17 protein-coding genes are annotated in these 17,789 nt (G+C 60.6%); 13 read left to right on the forward strand and 4 right to left on the reverse strand.

Translation table 11 applies throughout. From position 1 onward, the window contains the following. The first annotated feature begins 13 nt into the window (after positions 1 to 13). The 5 genes from M8523_RS13610 to M8523_RS13630 all read left to right on the forward strand — a co-directional run bounded on the left by M8523_RS13610 (position 14) and on the right by M8523_RS13630 (position 4,830). On the forward strand, positions 14 to 1,285 hold the full coding sequence (locus M8523_RS13610) for a hypothetical protein (RefSeq protein WP_282585420.1): 1,272 nt from the start codon (positions 14 to 16) through the stop codon (positions 1,283 to 1,285). Between the two features lie 16 nt (positions 1,286 to 1,301). Beyond that, positions 1,302 to 2,099: a polysaccharide biosynthesis/export family protein gene (locus tag M8523_RS13615; RefSeq protein WP_282585421.1), complete on the forward strand. Its 798-nt coding sequence runs from the start codon at positions 1,302 to 1,304 to the stop codon at positions 2,097 to 2,099. A gap of 38 nt (positions 2,100 to 2,137) precedes the next feature. Next, positions 2,138 to 3,547: a GumC family protein gene (locus M8523_RS13620; protein ID WP_282585422.1), complete on the forward strand. Its 1,410-nt coding sequence runs from the start codon at positions 2,138 to 2,140 to the stop codon at positions 3,545 to 3,547. Between the two features lie 49 nt (positions 3,548 to 3,596). Beyond that, positions 3,597 to 4,493, forward strand: coding sequence for a CpsD/CapB family tyrosine-protein kinase (locus M8523_RS13625; RefSeq protein WP_282585423.1), 897 nt, complete (start codon positions 3,597 to 3,599; stop codon positions 4,491 to 4,493). 133 nt (positions 4,494 to 4,626) lie between these two features. After that, positions 4,627 to 4,830 carry a hypothetical protein gene (locus M8523_RS13630; protein ID WP_282585424.1) on the forward strand — a complete coding sequence of 68 codons (204 nt, stop codon included), beginning with the start codon at positions 4,627 to 4,629 and terminating at the stop codon, positions 4,828 to 4,830. 42 nt (positions 4,831 to 4,872) lie between these two features. On the opposite strand, the gene M8523_RS13635 is transcribed toward M8523_RS13630, so the two are convergent. From M8523_RS13635 to M8523_RS13645, 3 genes are all read right to left on the reverse strand, one after another. Continuing rightward, positions 4,873 to 6,177: an MATE family efflux transporter gene (locus M8523_RS13635; protein ID WP_282585588.1), complete on the reverse strand. Its 1,305-nt coding sequence runs from the start codon at positions 6,175 to 6,177 to the stop codon at positions 4,873 to 4,875. Positions 6,178 to 6,394: 217 nt separating this feature from the next. Beyond that, entirely contained in the window at positions 6,395 to 6,760 is a 366-nt protein-coding gene (locus M8523_RS13640; RefSeq protein WP_282585425.1) for a response regulator, read from the reverse strand. Positions 6,761 to 6,932: 172 nt separating this feature from the next. Next, positions 6,933 to 7,943: a complex I NDUFA9 subunit family protein gene (locus M8523_RS13645; protein WP_282585426.1), complete on the reverse strand. Its 1,011-nt coding sequence runs from the start codon at positions 7,941 to 7,943 to the stop codon at positions 6,933 to 6,935. A gap of 821 nt (positions 7,944 to 8,764) precedes the next feature. Between M8523_RS13645 and M8523_RS13650 the strand changes: the two genes are divergently transcribed. From M8523_RS13650 to M8523_RS13680, 7 genes are all read left to right on the forward strand, one after another. Next, positions 8,765 to 10,156 carry a DEAD/DEAH box helicase gene (locus M8523_RS13650; RefSeq protein WP_282585427.1) on the forward strand — a complete coding sequence of 464 codons (1,392 nt, stop codon included), beginning with the start codon at positions 8,765 to 8,767 and terminating at the stop codon, positions 10,154 to 10,156. A gap of 55 nt (positions 10,157 to 10,211) precedes the next feature. Further along, complete coding sequence (locus M8523_RS13655) at positions 10,212 to 10,718, forward strand: GNAT family N-acetyltransferase (RefSeq protein ID WP_282585428.1); 507 nt, start codon at positions 10,212 to 10,214, stop codon at positions 10,716 to 10,718. Between the two features lie 144 nt (positions 10,719 to 10,862). Then, positions 10,863 to 11,402 carry an inorganic diphosphatase gene (gene ppa / locus M8523_RS13660; protein ID WP_282585429.1) on the forward strand — a complete coding sequence of 180 codons (540 nt, stop codon included), beginning with the start codon at positions 10,863 to 10,865 and terminating at the stop codon, positions 11,400 to 11,402. Positions 11,403 to 11,526: 124 nt separating this feature from the next. Beyond that, on the forward strand, positions 11,527 to 11,676 hold the full coding sequence (locus tag M8523_RS13665; RefSeq protein ID WP_282585430.1) for an aa3-type cytochrome c oxidase subunit IV: 150 nt from the start codon (positions 11,527 to 11,529) through the stop codon (positions 11,674 to 11,676). Positions 11,677 to 11,768: 92 nt separating this feature from the next. After that, entirely contained in the window at positions 11,769 to 12,902 is a 1,134-nt protein-coding gene (locus tag M8523_RS13670; protein ID WP_282585431.1) for a Re/Si-specific NAD(P)(+) transhydrogenase subunit alpha, read from the forward strand. 47 nt (positions 12,903 to 12,949) lie between these two features. Further along, positions 12,950 to 13,402 (forward strand): proton-translocating transhydrogenase family protein, encoded by a 453-nt coding sequence (locus M8523_RS13675; protein ID WP_282585432.1) that lies wholly within the window; start codon positions 12,950 to 12,952, stop codon positions 13,400 to 13,402. Between the two features lie 5 nt (positions 13,403 to 13,407). Then, positions 13,408 to 14,811 carry an NAD(P)(+) transhydrogenase (Re/Si-specific) subunit beta gene (locus M8523_RS13680; RefSeq protein WP_282585433.1) on the forward strand — a complete coding sequence of 468 codons (1,404 nt, stop codon included), beginning with the start codon at positions 13,408 to 13,410 and terminating at the stop codon, positions 14,809 to 14,811. A 112-nt stretch (positions 14,812 to 14,923) separates the two neighbouring features. Here the strand turns inward: M8523_RS13680 and M8523_RS13685 are convergent, their stop codons facing one another. Further along, on the reverse strand, positions 14,924 to 15,604 hold the full coding sequence (locus M8523_RS13685; protein ID WP_282585434.1) for a hypothetical protein: 681 nt from the start codon (positions 15,602 to 15,604) through the stop codon (positions 14,924 to 14,926). A gap of 995 nt (positions 15,605 to 16,599) precedes the next feature. Between M8523_RS13685 and M8523_RS13690 the strand changes: the two genes are divergently transcribed. Next, on the forward strand, positions 16,600 to 17,745 hold the full coding sequence (locus M8523_RS13690) for a helix-turn-helix transcriptional regulator (RefSeq protein ID WP_282585435.1): 1,146 nt from the start codon (positions 16,600 to 16,602) through the stop codon (positions 17,743 to 17,745). Positions 17,746 to 17,789: the final 44 nt, after the last annotated feature.

Consider the following 17,789-nt stretch of genomic DNA (forward strand, 5'->3'; position numbering starts at 1 on the left):
TGCGGCCGATGCCGTGACACTTTCAATTCCGGAAGCTGCTCTGACGGCTCCCGCCACCGATGTTGACGTTGTGTCACCGAACTGGCGATTGTTCGACCCGGGGTTCCTGGTGGATCATCTGCCATTCAGGATCTCTGTCGGGCAGAATATCTCCTATAGCGACAACGTTCGAAACCTGCCGGCGTCCGGTTCGCTTGCTCTGGCCGGTCTTGGATCGCTGCCGTCGCGGGGAGACTTCTATTCAGATACGACCGTGAGTGTCGCATCGCGCTTTCCGATGGGGGCGCAAGCGTTCTTTTTCAACGGAACCTACGCGCCTCGGCGTTATTTTAAAGATACGGTGCTTGATGCCGAGAACTACAGTGTCAACGGCGGTGTGGACTTTAATGTAGCAAATCGTTGCTCTGGGCGATTGATCGGCGCGTTTCTCAATGCTCAAACAGAGTTTGATCAGACCGCAGGTTTTGGTGTCGAGAACACCACGACCACCTCCTTTAACCAAACGGCGCGGTGTGACCTGATCGCACATGTAGCTGGGTTGTTTAGTTCAGGTGTGAGCAGGCTGGAAAACACGGGCGGTACCAATCTGGCAGGAACCGGTGTTTCGTTTGCTTTGAACAATAGCACTCAATACTACGTGAGCGGCGGGCTTGAGTATTCCTTGTCGAGCCTTGATACATTTCGCGGGTTGATAACGTTTACGCAACGGGACTACGATAATCGCGCTGCCAATCTTGGCTTGGCCAATCAGACGCAGCAAACTGACTATCAGCTCTTCTATGATCGAATCCTTTCGGCCAAGCTGGACGTGAGCGCGTCGGGCGGGTTTTCCGTTTTCCAGACCGGGGTGGCGGGCGCCAAGGACTTGACCGAGCCGGTCTATTCGTTTTCTATTAATTACAGGCCGACGCCGAAGATTGGGGCATCGTTCACCGACTCGCGGAGTGTCGGTGCGCCTCAAGGCGTTATCGCCAATGTGCAGACCACTGACGCTCAGTCGCTCTCCTTGAACTACCGATATTCGCCGAAGATCAGCATCTCGGGAATTCTGAGCCAAACGTCGCAAAGCACCCCACCGGGCGCTGCGTTGTCGTCGGTAAATGGCTTGCCCCTGATCTTTACAAATTCGAACACCAAAAGTGCGTCGACAGTCCTAACATACTCCGCAACGCCTCTCGTTACGGCAACTGCCTCTTATACCTATGCGGAACGAACGGACACTTCTCGTTCTGGCTTCAATGCGGTATCAAATATTTTCAGGGTTGGCTTGTTCTACACCCGATAGCAAGGACGAGGCCGGGATGACCATGCGTTGGCAAACTTGGATAGCGAGCCATTTGGCTGCGCTGATGATGATCTGGCCTCATGCAGCCTGGGCGGCCGGTCATAGACTGGTTCCATCCGATGTCATCCAGATCAAGGTCGTGAACCAGGGAGATCTCGATACGCAGGCGCGTGTTGAACAAGACGGCACGATCAACTTCCCTTACGTCGGGCGCTTGCGTGTTTCCGGTATGACGGAAGATCAGGTGTCATCCGTCATCAAGACGGCCTTGGAACGAGCGGACGTGGTGAAACAGCCGCAGGTACTGGTCTCTCTCCTGAATTTCGGAGCACAGATTTCGGTAGAAGGAGCCGTGAGCCAGCCTGGGCTGTTGCCTATCGATCGACCCACAACCCTGACGCAGGTTCTTGCCCGTGCCGGCGGGATCAAGGACACGGCCGGGAATGTTGTGACCATCCGGCGGCCAACGGGCAGAGGTCAGCAGGTCTTTCACTACGATTTGAAGGACATCATGTCGGGTAAGATTAACGGAAGCCAAATCGTCGTTCAGAACAATGATGAAGTTTACGTAGAGACAGCTCCGGTTTATTTCCTGTATGGGTATGTCGCCAGGGCTGGGCAATACCCCTTGTCCCGGCGTTTGAGTGTGCAGCAAGCGCTGGCGGCAGGCGGCGGGATCAGTGAACTCGGGTCGGAGTCGCGGATCAAAATCCGGCGTCGGGATGCTTCGGGACATGTCGCCGAAAGCGATGCGTCTCTCGACGATGATGTGCGGCCGGACGACACGGTGGTAGTGAACGAGCGTTTCTTCTAAATGATGGCATTCCGCAGCGTGAGCCAAGGTTCTATCTGATGTCGATTAACCAGATTCTATCGATCCTTTGGCGACGTTTATGGCTTGTGCTCATTGGCCTGGTGGCGACTGTGGTCGGCGCGGCCGTGGTGCTGGCCGTGGTGCCGCCGCGCTATGAAGCCAAGGCGACCGCAAGTATCGATACTGCTCGTGCCGATCCGGTAACGGGTGACTCAAGTGCGAGCTCGGCCCGCGGCCTGATGGGCGGTTTAATGGCTTTGATCGAGAGCCAGCGCATCGCTACCGACGTCGTGCGGCGGCTCAATCTTACCAGTGATCCGCAGCTGACCCAACAATATCTCGCGTCCGGAGCGAGCGGTCAGTTGGGCATCAATGAGTGGATTGCGCAGTCAATTAATAAGAATGTCGACGCCAAGTCGATGGACGGAACCAATGTGATCGAGATTCACTATCGGTCGCCATCGCCAATTCAAGCGGCTTTGGTTGCAAATACATACCTCGCCTCATTCGAAGATGCGGTTCTCGACCTGAAGGTATCGGCCGCGCAACAGACTGCGGCCTGGTTGGAGCCTCAGCTTGAAAAGATGCGCGCCGACCTTGAAGCCTCGCGTGACAAGCTCACGAAGTTCCAGCGTGATACTCAACTTCTTGCGCCTGGAGCAGGTGGTGACACGGATATCAGCCCGCTGCTCTCGACTGGAACCGATCTTTCCAGCGCCAAAGCCCAATTGTTGACATTGCAAAGCCAGCTAGCTGCGATCGATTCGGGGCAGGGGGCATCTACATCGCTCCTGGACTCTCCCGTTCTAACCAGTCTGAAGAGTTCGATGGCCTCGGTTGCGTCGGATCTCGGCAGGCTTCGTACGGAACTCGGGGCGAACAATCCAAAAGTACAGGCGCTATTGGCAACACAAAAGTCTCTACAAGAGCAGATGAGTGTCGAGTTGGGAACCATAAGGCGGACCGCGTCGATGCGCATGAAAGCGTTGCAGGATCAGATTAATACCTTGCAGGGCAACTATTCCGATCAGTACGGCAAGATGATCAACGTTCAGGCTCAACGCGATCAACTGGCATCTCTCCAGCGTGAGGTTGCTTTCCGCCAGGAGCAGCTTGATGTTGCGTCAAAGAACGCTGCCTCTGCAAAGATGCAAGGACAATTGTCGTTCTCGAATATCACGACTCTCGATAACGCGACGCCGCCCACGTCACCGACCTTTCCGAAAATTCCCCTTGTTGCCGGACTCGCTCTTGGAGCGGGCCTCGGGCTCGGGGTGATCTTCGCTTTGATTGCCGAAGCGCTCGATCGTCGGATCCGGGTTGTAAACGACCTCAACTATTCGACTGATGTCCCTCTGCTTGGTGTGATCGCCAAGGTCAGACGCAAGGCGATCCGTCGAAGCAAAGACAAGGGCTTTTCCTTGTCGCTTCCTTCGGCCCAGCGCTGAGGCATTGTCCGCAGATCCGAACGCTGCGAGAGTGAGAGTAGGATAGGCGATGTCGATGGCTGGCTTGGACGATACGGAGCGGGACGACCTCGAGATCCACACCGGGGAGCATGTTGCTGAACTCGGGGATCGGTTGGTCAAAGCCGGCAAGCTGACGCCCCGGCAGATCGCCAAGGTGACGGAATGGCAGAGACGTCATGGTCTCACCTTCTCCGAGGCAGCGATTGCGAAAGGGTTGGTCCGCCAGGAGGACCTTCTGGTGGCGCTGTCGCGTCAGTACAGCTACCCGATCATCGATCGCGATCCACACAATGAGCGGTTTTCCCGCGAGTTGGTGGTTGGACATGAGCCGTTCGGGCCGGTCGCCGAGGCGATCAGGTCCATTCGCAGCGCGCTGGTGGCGTCGACACGCTCGACCCACAATCAGTCATTCGTGGTAGCTGGCGCCCGAAAGGGTGTCGGAACGACATTCATCGCCGCCAACTTGGCGCTGTCCTTCGCGCAAATGTCGCTACCAACCCTGCTGGTTGAGACGGACCTGAGATCGCCGCGCCTCGGGCAGATGTTCGGTCTCGACAGGAACGGGATCGGACTGTCGGAACTGTTGCGCCATAAACATCTGAGCCGTGTTCCCACGAGCATGGATGTGATACCCGGGCTCTCCATTCTCACTGCGGGCTCGGTGTCCCCGAACCCGCAGGAATTGCTCTGCTCCGGCGCCTTCTTCGATCTGATCGAGGAGTTTCAATCGCAGTTTGGTGCCGTGGTCTACGACACGGCGCCGGCGTTGGAATTCGCCGATGCGAGCGTCGTGAGCGCCCGCATCGGCAATGCGATCCTGGTGGCGCGGCAACACAAGTCAACCTTCAACGACATGGCGGAACTGAGCCGAAAGCTGAAGACCGTCCAGTGCAATGTCCTCGGGACCATCATGAACAGTTTTTAAGGGCACGTCGACTGGCGGTGCTTGTGCCGATGCCGTTCGGCAGAGTTGTTGTCGTTAATAGAATTTATGGGTTGATTGATTCCATAACCTCCGGCATCACGATTTGAGATATTGCAGATAAATGAGGCCTGTCATGGGTTCGATCGACGGGCTTGATATCGTGTCGCTTTTGCTGGGGGCAGCGCTAGCCTACGCGGTCTCCCTGTCGATTGGTCGCAAAATCATGGGCGGAGAGGTTCCTCCTTTGAACCGGGCGTTGATTGTCGTGGGCCTCGGACTTTTGCTCGGTTATGCGATCAGCGAGATCGTACATGCGTTGCAGGCGGCACCTCGTTGAGAATCAGGTTGCGCTTGAGCCTCGGGTCGCTGACCTTGTTTCTCACACGGCGATCCGGTCTCGATCGATCTTCTGCACGTCACGGCAGGGGCCAAATGTCCGGCTGACCAACCCCGGATAGAGAATGGCTTGGCCTGATCCCCGTGTCGCGAGAAAGACGAGGAACGCCATCCAGAGACCGGCGTTGCCAGTGGATCCAAGGCAGAAGAGCATACCCAGATAAAGGCTCAGTGCGACTAGCATGAGGTTGCGCATGGCCGCAGTCCAGGTCGCCCCGATATAGATGCCATCAAAGGCAAATGCGGCCGCGCCGACGAGAGGGGTCAAAGCCGCATAGGGCAAATAGGCCATCGCGGTGTCGCGTACCACCTGGCTCGTCGTGATGGTCCCGACGAAAATTCGTCCGGTTGCGAGAAAGACAAGTGCCGTCGCCGCACCGAAGCCGAGGCACCATAACAGAGACAGCCGGACCGCGGCCCGAAAGTCCACTTCGTTTCGGGCCCCGAAGGCTTGCCCGCAAAGCGTTTCGGCCGCTGTCGCGAAGCCATCGAGAAAATAGCCCCCGATGGCGAACATGTTCTGCAACACGGCATTCGCTGCAAGCGTGGCGTCGCCGGCTCGGGCTCCCATGCTGGCGAAGACCGCGAAGGCCAGCATCAGGGCGATGGTACGGATCATCACGTCCCGGTTCACCGCCAGCATGCGGAGAAGGGCGTCGCGTTGGGTCAAAGCGGCCCAGCGAACCGAGAAGGGGTGTGAGCCCACATGTCGCATTACGGTCACGCCGAGTGCTACCCCGCCGATCTCCGCCGCGACAGGTGCCAGGGCCGCTCCCGCGATGCCCCATCCGGCGCCCAAGACAAACACAAGCGTCAGGATGAGGTTGAGTGCATTGATCGAGATTTGAAGCACAAGCCCGAGATCGGTACGCCCTCGCCCGAGAGTCGAGCCTAACAGCGCATAATTCGCGAAGGTGAAGGGTGCCGCGAACATGCGGATACGAAAATAAGTGGTCAGCGCGTTCGTAACGGCAGGACTGGCTCCGGTCAGCGTAAAAGCCGCTGCCCCGATTGGCTTTTGCAGCGCGAGGAGCAGAACGCCGGCCACCGAGCCGACCAACAGGGCCCGTGCCAGGACGAGGTCGATCTCCAGCATGTCCCCGCGGCCCACCGCTTGCGCTGTAAGCCCAGCTGTCGCCATGCGGAGGGAGCCGAATGTCCAAAACAGGACATCGAACACGACGGCTCCGAGCGCCACGGCCCCCAGCAATGCCGGGTCACCCAGACGACCGATCACAGTTGCCCCGACAAAGCCGAGCAAAGGGGTTGTGACTTGCGACAGCGTCATCGGTAGCGCAAGCGCGAGCACTCTGCGATGCGTGATCGATTCGCTTTTGCGCACCCGTCGCCTCCACGTCCGACGCCCGCAGCTTCACCAGCCTGGGACGGTCGTGTGGTCTGTTCCGCAGATCGGGATTGTTATCAACCCATAGCCGCGTTTGTTGGACAGGAAACCCGCTTGGGAAAGTAGCTTCCCTGCAGAGCGAAGGGCGGTGACCGAGCCGCTAGGCCGCTAGAGCCGCCTGCTGAATGGCCGCGATGACCTGGGATGGGCGCCAAGGCTTAGGAATGAATTGGACGTTGAGCGGCAGGTCTTCGACCGGTCTCACCCGTCCCGACGTGACGAGCACGATGATATGCGGCCATTGCCGCGCGATCATTCCAGCGAGTTGCAGGCCGTCCGTCGTGCCGGGCATCATCACATCGGTCAACACAGCAGCGACATTGTCCGCTTCTTCAAGCAGAAAGGCCAGCGCTTCATCGGCATTTGCCAGCCCTACCGCCGGAACGCCACCCTCCTCGAGAACGAAGGTAAGCGATGCGCGGAGCACCGGATCGTCTTCCACAACCAGAATTGTGCTCTGATCCATGACGCTACGTCCCACAAAGATGACGCGTTAAGGAAAGAGCAAAATAGGTTAACAAGTGCTTAACAGCGCGGCGGGAACCGAAATAAGTCATACGCTCCGAAAGAAATACATCGAGCTCAATGGCTCAGCTTAAGTTCGAACCGGGCTGTTCTCTCGCTTTGACCCACAAAGATTAAGCAATCTGCCGGTTCTTATCGAACTGCCCGCTTTTCCGGAAGCGATAAAGGTATGTTGGGACGATTGACTCGATCGACTGCGGTTGGATGCCGAGACCTTGCAGTGTCAGATTGCTGGCCTGCGCGGCCGGAGAAACGACGTTGTCGCTTTCGAGCAGCTTCAGTTGGTCGCGCGTGAGCTGAAACGCCGACGGAAGCGCGCCCATCGCGAGGCCATTCGCAACTTCCGACACCATAGCGGGATAATAGGCCAGGCTCGATGACAAAGGAAGCAGCAGCCGTTTGCGGCCCGTTACGGCGCAGATGTAGGTCAGCAGATCCTTGAAGGTTCGGATGTCCGGTCCGCCCAGCTCATAGGTGCTGCCGGACATGCCCACACCCTCAATCACGCGTGCAACGGCCTCGGCCACATCACCGACAAAAGCAGGCTGAAACCGCGTCGTCCCGCCTGCGATGAGCGGCAGAACTGGCGACATTCGGGCGAGGGCGGCGAACCGGTTGAAGAAATCGTCTTCGGGCCCGAACAGGATCGAGGGTCGCATCACCGTGGCTTCGGGAATTGCCTCGCGCACGGCCATTTCGGCCTTCCCCTTGGTGCGGGCGTAGTCAGAGGCACTCTGAGGGTCAGCGCCGATGGCCGACATCTGGACCAATGTCTTAATGCCGTGATCCTGGGCGGCCCGCGCCACGGCCCGAGAACCGAAGAGGTGAACCGCTTCGAAATTCTGGCGCCCCTGTTCGGCCAAGATCCCAACGAGGTTTACGACCGCCTCCGATCCACGCATGGCGGCCGACACCGAGGCGGGATAGCGGAGATTGGCCTGCACCGCATGGATCTGGCCGACGCGGCCGAGTGGCTGCAGATGGAAGGCGAGATCCGGCCTACGTGAAGCCACGCGCACGCGCCAGCCCCGCTGCGCGAGCGCTCGAACCACGTAGCGGCCCAGGAACCCGGAACCGCCGAACACGGTGATGATCCGATCTTTGGCGATCTCGAACTGGGCCATTTCTGCCTTTCCAGGGATGCTGGGCTGGAGGTGCGTCGTGCATACCGGCTTGTTGCCACGCTGTACAGGCGTTGGGGGGAACGCCGCGCGCATCGCGCGAAACGCGTTCCAGTTGGTTGACGACCTATTCCGGCCAGCCGAACAGGGGGATGGGTCTTTGCCCCACCGCTGCCTGGGCGGTCGCAAACGCATAGGTGATCTGCATGATCGTAGCGATCCGCCAACACATCCCCAACCGAGCCAGCAGACTCATAGGAACGGCTCCAGCAAGGCAACCATGGCCAGCCATCGGGTTGAGCGGGTCACGTCCGGGCGACCCAGGAGACCGCGACCGCTTAAACGAAAAAGCTGAGCCAGGAGACGACCGAGCCAGCGGACCAGCTTCGAAAATTCGCGTCGCCAAAGGCTTCACCGATGCCGCCGAGCAAACCGGTCGAGATCATCGGCGATGGTGTGAAACGAGGCCCTGTGCCATATTGTGTTCAATCCGAAGAGAGCCGATGTCTCGTCGCCCTTCGATCGATTATCCGCCGGCTGCATTGGTTTTTGACAGAGGATAATCAATGAACCCGAATTGCTTATCGAAAGCTCTTCCGTAAACTCCTTGACTTCTCAAATAACTTCGACGATAAGTCCGCCTGGACATCATCTATGTCGATCAGACATGGGGCTAGCGTGATGGGTTTTCGAACCCCTGCCGTGATGACCGGCCGCACTGGACGACAGCCCGGCACATGCTTCGGGCGGGTGCGCAGTTCCGCTTTCAGCGGACCTTGATCGCCGTCACTATCGCGATCCTTTTTACGAAAGACACCCCCCACTTGACACAATTCGCCGATATCGGCCTCGCCGCGCCCTTGCTCAAGGCGCTTGCCGCCGAGGGCTACGATTCGCCCACCCCTATTCAGCAGGGCGCGATTCCGCATATTCTCGCCGGGCATGACCTGCTCGGGGTCGCGCAGACCGGCACCGGTAAGACCGCCGCATTCGCGCTGCCCATTCTCAATCATCTCCAGAAGATCAACCGCCGTGCCTCGCCAAAGGCCTGCCGGGTGCTTGTCCTGTCCCCGACCCGCGAGCTCGCCAGCCAGATCCAAGCGAGCTTTGTGGCCTATGCTCAGTTTCTCCGGGTCAGCACGACCGTTGTATTCGGCGGCGTGCCGATCGGCCGGCAAATACGGGCGATGGCGAATGGCGTCGATGTGGTTGTCGCCACGCCGGGCCGCTTGCTCGACCTAATCAATCAGCGGGCGCTGACGCTTGCGGAAGTAGAACTGCTCGTCCTCGACGAAGCCGATCGCATGCTTGACATGGGCTTCGTACGCGATATTCGGAAACTGCTCTCCTTCATGCCGAAGCAGCGGCAAAGCCTGTTCTTCTCGGCCACCATGCCCCCCGAGATCGCCGATCTGGCAGCGACGATGTTGACCAATCCGAAGCAGGTTGCCGTCACGCCGGTGGCCTCGACGGTCGATCGCATCCAGCAAAGTGTGATCCACAGCGCCACGCGGGCCAAACAGGCGACGTTGCACAAGCTGCTCGAAGACAGCTCGATCGAGCGTGCCGTCGTCTTCTCCCGCACCAAGCACGGGGCCGACCGGATCGTCCGACACCTTGAAGCCGCCGGTCTCTCGGCTGCGGCGATCCATGGCAACAAGTCGCAGAACGCACGCGAACGTGCGCTTGCATCTTTTCGCGATGGCACGCTGCGGCTGCTTGTCGCGACCGACATCGCGGCGCGTGGCATCGATGTCGACGGCGTCACCCATGTGATCAATTTCGACCTGCCGAATATTGCCGAAAGCTACGTCCACCGCATCGGCCGCACGGCGCGAGCCGGGGCTGATGGCATTGCGATCTCGCTTGTCGGCGAAGACGAGCGCAGCGACCTTCGGGCGATCGAGCGGCTGATCCGCCGCCAGATCCCTGTTCTGCCGCATCCGCTCGGCGATCAAGCCGCGATCGCTGCCGCGGTTCAGGCGGTCGAGAGCGCCCGCGTGAAGGAGCCGGCGCGCAGGCCCGAGAGGCCGGCCGGTCAGCATCGGCACGCGCAAGGAGGCAGACCGACGGATCGCAGCAGCCATGCGGCGCACCGCGGTGCGGCTGGGCAAGAGGCTCAAAATCGCCGTCGCAGCGGCCAGCCGGCCCGCGCGCGCCGGCCTGGGAGTGGCACTCAGAACCAGACGGCCGGGCAGGGCGGTCGCGAACGCTAAAATTCTCGCAGCGTGGGCCTTGCAAGAGAGCTTGGCGCGGCCCTAACATCGTCGGATGGTCGAGAGAGTCATCACGATCCGTGGGGCAAGAGCGGGCGACGCTGAGGCGATCGCCGCCGTTCATGACGCGTCCTGGCGTGACGCCTATCGTGGGATCATTCCGGGACGCGAGCTAGAGCGTATGGTAGCCCGCAGAGGTCCACGCTGGTGGCGAACCGCCATCCTGCGTGGCACCCGGCTCTGTGTCCTGGATTTCGACGATACGATTGGTGGCTACGCGAGCTATGGGCGCAATCGTGTCCCGTCGTTGCCGTTTGGTGGCGAGATCTTCGAGATCTATCTGGCACCCGAGTTTCAGGGTCTGGGTTTCGGCAAGCGGCTCTTCAAAGCCGCGCGTCGTGACCTTGCGGAGCACGGCTACATGAGTGTCCTTGTGTGGGCTCTGGCCGACAACGATCGCGCGTTGGCTTTTTATGAGCGCCTCGGGGGGCGTATTGTTCGCAAGGCCGAAGAGCGATTTGGCGACGAAGTTCGCGGCCGTGTAGCCTTTGGGTTCAGCTGAGCCGGCGCCCCGCCATCCACAAGTGATTTGACCTTGATGGTGCTTCCGAATTTTTGGCGGCTCGCTTTTTCGCGCTAACTATTTCATCCTTCGCGCCTCCAACCGGCCGGTTTCGGCTCAATCCAAAGACCCGGGAGAAACACCATGAACCTCGACGCCGTATCTTCCGGAAAGAATCCGCCCGAAGAAGTCAATGTCGTGATTGAGGTGCCGATCGGCGGCGAGCCCATCAAATACGAGATGGACAAAGCCTCCGGTGCCCTCACGGTCGATCGCTTCCTCTACACGGCGATGCGCTATCCTGGAAACTATGGCTTCATCCCCCACACCTTGTCGGATGACGGCGATCCCTGCGATGTGATCGTGGCAAACACCCGCGCCATCATTCCGGGTGCCGTCATGGCATGCCGCGTTGTCGGCGCCCTGATGATGGAAGATGAGGCGGGGATCGACGAGAAGATCATCGCGGTCCCCACCACCAAGCTCACGCGCCGCTACGAGAATGTGAAGAACTATACGGATCTACCCAACATCACGATCGAGCAGATCGAGCATTTCTTCACCCACTACAAGGATCTCGAGCCCGGCAAATGGGTCAAGATCGTCCGGTGGTGCGATGCGGCTGAGGCCAAGGAGCTGATCACCGCGGGGCTTGAACGCGCCAAGGCTGCCAAGAAGGGCTGACGGCAACCTCCGCTCAGGCCAACGTGGCGCCCCACCAACGCGCCACGATTTCAGCACAATATTTGATCCAGCGGGCGGGATGCGCTAAAGGCCTAATCAGCCAAACCCGTCCAGGACTGTTCAAATGGCCGATGCCGACCATATGCCGATGCACAGCAGCTATATGGATTACGCCGAGCATGAGCGAACGTATCGGGGTTTCACCTTTGCGGCCAAATGGGGCACGGCGGTCATCGCCGGGATCATCATCCTCCTTGCCATCTTTTTAGTCTGACGTGGACGGCCGGCGAACGCCGGCACTTGCTGACAACAGGGCTGCGGCGCTCTTCTGAGCGAGGCTGAAAATCCTGGACAGCTGGAGGAAACATGCGCATTGCGGTGCCGAGCGAGACGGACCCGGCGGAGCCTCGGGTCGCCATCACCCCCGACATGGTTCGCAAATATATAGGGATTGGCGCCGAGGTCGTGGTGCAGTCCGGTGCGGGCCTCAAGGCCGGTATCCGGGATGCGGATTTCGAGGCGGCCGGTGCGAAGATCGCTCCGTCGGGGGTCCTTGAAGGCGCTGACGTCGTGCTGCGGGTCCGCCGTCCCGCCGCTGATGATCTGACGGGCTTGAAGCCCGGTGCCCTGGTCCTGGCCATCATGGATCCCTATGGTCAAGAAGCGGCGCTCCAGGCTTTGGCCGGATCGGGCGCCACTGCCTTCGCCATGGAGCTCATGCCGCGCATCACGCGCGCCCAGGTCATGGATGTTCTCTCCAGCCAGGCCAACCTCGCCGGCTACCGCGTCGTGATCGACGCCGCCGAGCAATATGGCCGCGCATTTCCGATGATGATGACGGCGGCTGGCACAGTGCCGGCCGCCAGGGTTTTCATCATGGGTGTCGGCGTTGCAGGCCTTCAGGCGATCGCCACGGCGCGTCGCCTCGGCGCCATCGTGACGGCCACCGACGTGCGCCCCGCCACGAAGGAACAGGTCGAATCGCTCGGAGCGAAATTCATCGCGGTCGAGGACGAGGAGTTCAAACAGGCCGAAACGTCAGGCGGCTACGCCAAGGAAATGTCGGACGCCTACAAGGCCAAGCAGGCGACGTTGGTCGCAGCCCACATTGCCAAGCAGGACATCGTCATCACGACGGCCTTGATCCCCGGCCGGCCGGCGCCGAAGCTGGTGACCGCCGAAATGGTGCATTCCATGCGGCCGGGCTCCGTGGTGATGGATCTCGCGGTCGAGCGAGGCGGCAATTGCGAGTTGTCCCGCCCGGGCGAGGTGGTGGAGATAGAGGGCGTGAAGATCGTCGGCTATCTCAATGTCGCGGGCCGTCTCGCCGCGACCGCGTCGAGCCTCTATGCCCGCAACCTGTTCGCATTTGTGGAAACGCTGATCGACAAGGACACCAAGTCCCTTCGGGTTGATCCGAATGATGAGCTGGTGCGGGCCACCTGTCTCACGCGCGACGGCGCCGTGATCCACCCGAACTTTCTGCCCAAGGTCGCCTGACACAAAACGACTCGGATCAACGGGTTTGAACAAGGGGAAACGCCAGCATGGCCATCGCTGAAACGCCCGACGACATCTACCATCGGGCGCAGGCTGCGGCCGACGCCGCACAGCATGCCGCCGATGTCGCGCATGCCTATGCGATGCAACTCGGCGAGATGGCGGGTGGTGCCGTGCATGCCGCGAGTGGCGGTGCGGTCGATCCCTTCGTGCTTCGTCTGGCGATCTTCGCAATGGCGGTCTTCGTCGGTTATTATGTCGTGTGGTCGGTGACGCCCGCCCTGCACACGCCGCTCATGTCGGTGACCAACGCCATCTCGTCCGTGATCGTAGTCGGCGCGCTGCTCCTCATCGATGTTCCGATCATCCCGGGCCATGAGGCCGGCGCGTGGGCGGCTCGGCTCTTCGGCTTCATCGCTTTGATCCTCGCGACCGTGAACATCTTCGGTGGCTTTCTGGTCACCGAGCGGATGTTGTCGATGTACAAGAAGAAGGGCTGAGCGCGATGAGCGACAATATCGCGGTCCTTCTCTATCTCGTTTCCGGCATCCTGTTTATTCTGGCCCTGCGCGGGCTCTCGTCGCCCGCCACTTCGCGTCAGGGTAACAGATTCGGTATGTTCGGCATGGGCCTCGCGGTCCTGACGACGCTGATCAACCGGCCCCCTGCTGATTTCGGAGCTTTCCTTCTGGTGCTGATCGGTGTCGCGGCCGGCGGCTCTATCGGCGCGTGGCGGGCCCGCACCGTGCAGATGACGGCTATGCCGCAACTCGTGGCGCTGTTCCACGCGCTCGTGGGGCTCGCGGCCGTGGTGGTCGCGGCGGGCGCATTGTATGCGCCACAAGCTTTCGGCATCGGAGAGCCAGGTGCCATCCATGGCCCCAGCCTCATCGAAATGTCTCTCGGGGCCGCAATCGGGGCGCTCACCTTCACGGGCTCGATCATCGCCTTCGCCAAGCTCGACGGCCGCATGTCGGGCAAGCCCATCATGTTGCCGCAGAGGCACCTCATCAACATCGCGCTCGCCGCGGCGCTCGTGGTGCTGATCGCCGTTTTCTACAGCACGGCCAGTCCGCTCGCGTTCTGGCTCATCGTGATCGATGCCCTCGTGCTTGGCATCCTCCTCATCATCCCGATCGGCGGCGCCGACATGCCGGTCGTGGTGTCGATGTTGAACTCCTATTCGGGCTGGGCTGCGGCCGGGATCGGCTTCACGCTCGGCAATCTGGCGTTGATCATCACCGGAGCGCTCGTCGGCTCGTCAGGTGCGATCCTGAGCTACATCATGTGCAAGGCGATGAACCGCTCTTTCGTCTCCGTGATCCTCGGTGGCTTCGGGGGCGATACGTCGGCCGCAGGGGCGGGTGTCGTCGAGACGCGGCCGGTGAAGCAGGGGTCCGCCGAGGATGCCGCCTACATCATGAAAAACGCCGGCAAGGTCATCATCGTGCCGGGCTACGGCATGGCTGTCGCGCAGGCTCAGCATGCGTTGCGTGAGATGGCCGATCTGCTCAAGGCGGAAGGCGTCGATGTCAAATATGCCATTCATCCGGTGGCGGGCCGCATGCCGGGCCACATGAACGTGCTCCTCGCCGAGGCCAACGTACCCTATGACGAGGTGTTCGAGCTCGAAGACATCAACTCGGAATTCGCGCAGGCCGACGTGGCCTTCGTGATCGGCGCCAATGACGTCACGAACCCGGCCGCCAAGACCGACAAAGCGTCGCCGATCTATGGCATGCCGATCCTCGACGTCGAAAAGGCCAAGACGGTGCTGTTTATCAAGCGTGGTATGGCGGCCGGCTACGCGGGCGTGGAAAACGAGCTGTTCTTCCGCGACAATACGATGATGCTCTTCGCCGACGCCAAGAAGATGGTGGAGAACATCGTCAAGGGACTGGGCCACTAAGGGGCGTCGTCCTCCGCACGTGAGACGTCTGCAGCGAGGCATCGGTAAGCGGGGACGAGCCGGCTCAGTCGCCTCTCGATGGCTTCGGAACGCGGCTGATGCTGGCCGGTCCTCAGGGTGAGATCGCGAGCCACAAGGATCGCGAGGCCAGGGCCGCCAGAACCACGGCGGCAGCCATCCCGCCGGAGCGGCGGCAGAACGGAGGCCAAGCGACGTTCCGTAGCTTGCTTGCCACCAGGCCGAGCGAGGCGAACCACAGTCCAGCCATGAGGAATACGGTGCAGCAGGAGAGCACCATCATGATCCGCGTGCAGGCGTGACTAAGGAAAAACGCCGCGAAATAGGGCACGGATAGAGGGTGCAGTGCGGCGGCGGCTAGGCCGAGGAGGAAGGGCTCGACGCAGGAACGGTGCGCTGGCGGCTCTCGGAGGACCGGCTTTGATCGTGCGAAAGCATAAAGCCGCAATGCCGCGCGGAACATAATAGTGGCGACAAGCACACTCCCGGCGATGCGAATACCAGCCCCTTGCGGCAGGGCCGCCGCGCTCGATGCCGCGACGGCCGCCGCGAGCGTCGCGCCCGTGGCGACGCCCGCCGCAGCCGTGATGGGCTTCAAGGCCGACCGCTCCCCACTGGATTGTAGAACCACGATGGCGTTGGGGCCTGGAATGACCAGCATGCATCCATAGGCGATCGCAAACTGGGTCAATATCGAAGCGAGATCAGGGTCGATCATCACGACGTCATTCGCGGCAAGCCGCTCGGGGGACGTCGAATCTGCCCCTCGCGGCATGCGCGTGCACCGAGGGCCGGGGTTCCTGGGTCGGACAGGGTGCCGCTTAGCGGATGCTTTCCACAACCATTGCGAATTCGGTTCTGAAGATCTGGTCGCTGCGACGGTTGAAGGTGACCGAAAAGGCGGGCTTGCCAAAGGGACGTGGCACCGAAATAGTCACGCCTTGGCCGGCCGCTAAGATCTTGACCATCCGGACCGTTGCTCGCCGTGGGAACGAATGGGCCATCGGGGTCGTGAGTTTCAACTTCCTCGATGTCCTGGAGAGGACCGAAATTAATGGGATAAGCTTGCAAGGGATGAGTTATCTCTGTAATCATCAGATATACCAATCGAAATAAGCATAGTATTAAGTACAAATTTAACAGAGAGATTTAGATCAAGATCATTTGCGCTGCGTGACGGCGCGAAATTTTTATTCGAATCTCGAAAATCTTAGCGATCCATCCTCGCCCTCCACATCCACCAAACGGTGGAGGCATTCGAAAATGTATTTGATGGCCGCGAGGCGAAATCCCGACGGCGGAGGGATACGAGCGACGATCTGAGCGCCGGTCGACAATGAGCGGAACACGAGACCGGCGGCATGCGACGCTCCAGATGAAGGCTTTGCAACGCGCAGAGTTGCCACTGCCGGTCGTCGACCGCGCGATAATCCGACCGATCGGTACAGCGCTGCCGGCAGCCCCGTGCGGCCCTTGCCACCATGACCGATGGCAAAGGCAAATGAAGCAACCAGCGCGCGGGTCGCTTTATTCCCGGTGACCCGAAAAATTGTCGTTCCCGCACGACCCGCTCCCGGACCAGGCGGCAAAGCACGCAAATCCTTGGCGTCCGAACGGACGCGAGCGGAGAGGTGGGTTGCGAGTGATCGGGTTGTAGGGCATCGATCCAGGAGAGAGCTGGTCCATGCTCGATGTCGGGCTTTGGCGAGGCGCGGCACGATTGCTGCAAAGAGCGGGTGCGGCCCAGCGGCGAAAGGGCACGGAGACCTCATGAACGGACGCTACCAGTATTCGGCGGAGCACCTATCGGAGCTGGTGGGGACGATTTACGACTGCGTCCTGGCGCCAGCGAAATGGACGCAGGCCATTGCGGCGATCGGCGCCGCGTTCAATTTCCAGAACAGTATCCTGGCGATCAACGGCTTTGACGGGCGGGCCCTGGTCGGGGTGGTTGTCGGGGTCGACGACTATTGGTTGTCGCGTATGCTGAACTACGGGACGGCGGTGACCGATGGCTGGGGTGGCATGGAGAGGATCGCGCAATATCCTCTCGAAGAGCCGATCGTGCTGTCGCGCGCCATGCCGTCCCTAGATCTGGATCGCAACCCGTACTTCGTCGAATGGGCGCGGCCGCAAGGCATCATCGATGCCGTCGCGGTCGGTTTGGAGCGCAATGCGGTCGCCGTCTCCAACCTGTCGCTCGGCCGACACGAAAGCGCCGGGGCGGTGAGCGATGCTGAAATCGACTCGTTGCGGGTGCTGGCGCCGCACCTCCGTCGGGCCGTGGCCATCAGCCAGGTCCTGGAACTGAAGACGATCGAAGCGTCGACATTCGGCGCGACCTTGGACACGCTCAGTTCGGCGATTCTGATCGTCGACGTCGACACTCGCTGTCTCCACGCCAACGACGCCGCGAAGGCCATGCTGGATAAGAGAGACCCGATCGCACTTCGGGATGGCGAACTCGTCTTGCAGAGCAAGGCTGGAACCCTCGCTTTGAACGAGGCGGTGCGCAACGCGGCGACGACAATGTTGACGTCGCGATCGCGAGGCGCCGGCATTCCCACGACCGGTGAGAACGGCAGCCCGGTGGTTCTCCATGTCATGCCGCTGCATCGTCCGGAGCTCTCCCGGCCGATCAGCCGGCACGCTGTGGCAGCGGTGTTCGTGTCACCCTCCGCGTCTCCACCACAAATGCCCGCCGATGCTCTTTCCCTGCTCTACGCACTGACCCCCGCCGAAACGCGCGTCTTCGAAATGCTGGTCGGCGGCCAGACGCAGAGCAATATTTCGTCGACCCTCGGGCTTGCGGTCAGCACGGTCAAAACGCACCTGCTGCGAATCTTTGAGAAGACCGGTACAAAGCGCCAGGCCGACCTGATCAAGCTGGCAAGCTCGCTCTCCGCGCCTCTCTGACGATTGGTCCTGCGTCTCCCACTTCTGCCACGGAAAGCCTCCAG

The organism is Lichenifustis flavocetrariae (assembly GCF_026130545.1).
Taxonomy (GTDB): Bacteria; Pseudomonadota; Alphaproteobacteria; order Rhizobiales; family Beijerinckiaceae; genus Lichenihabitans; species Lichenihabitans flavocetrariae.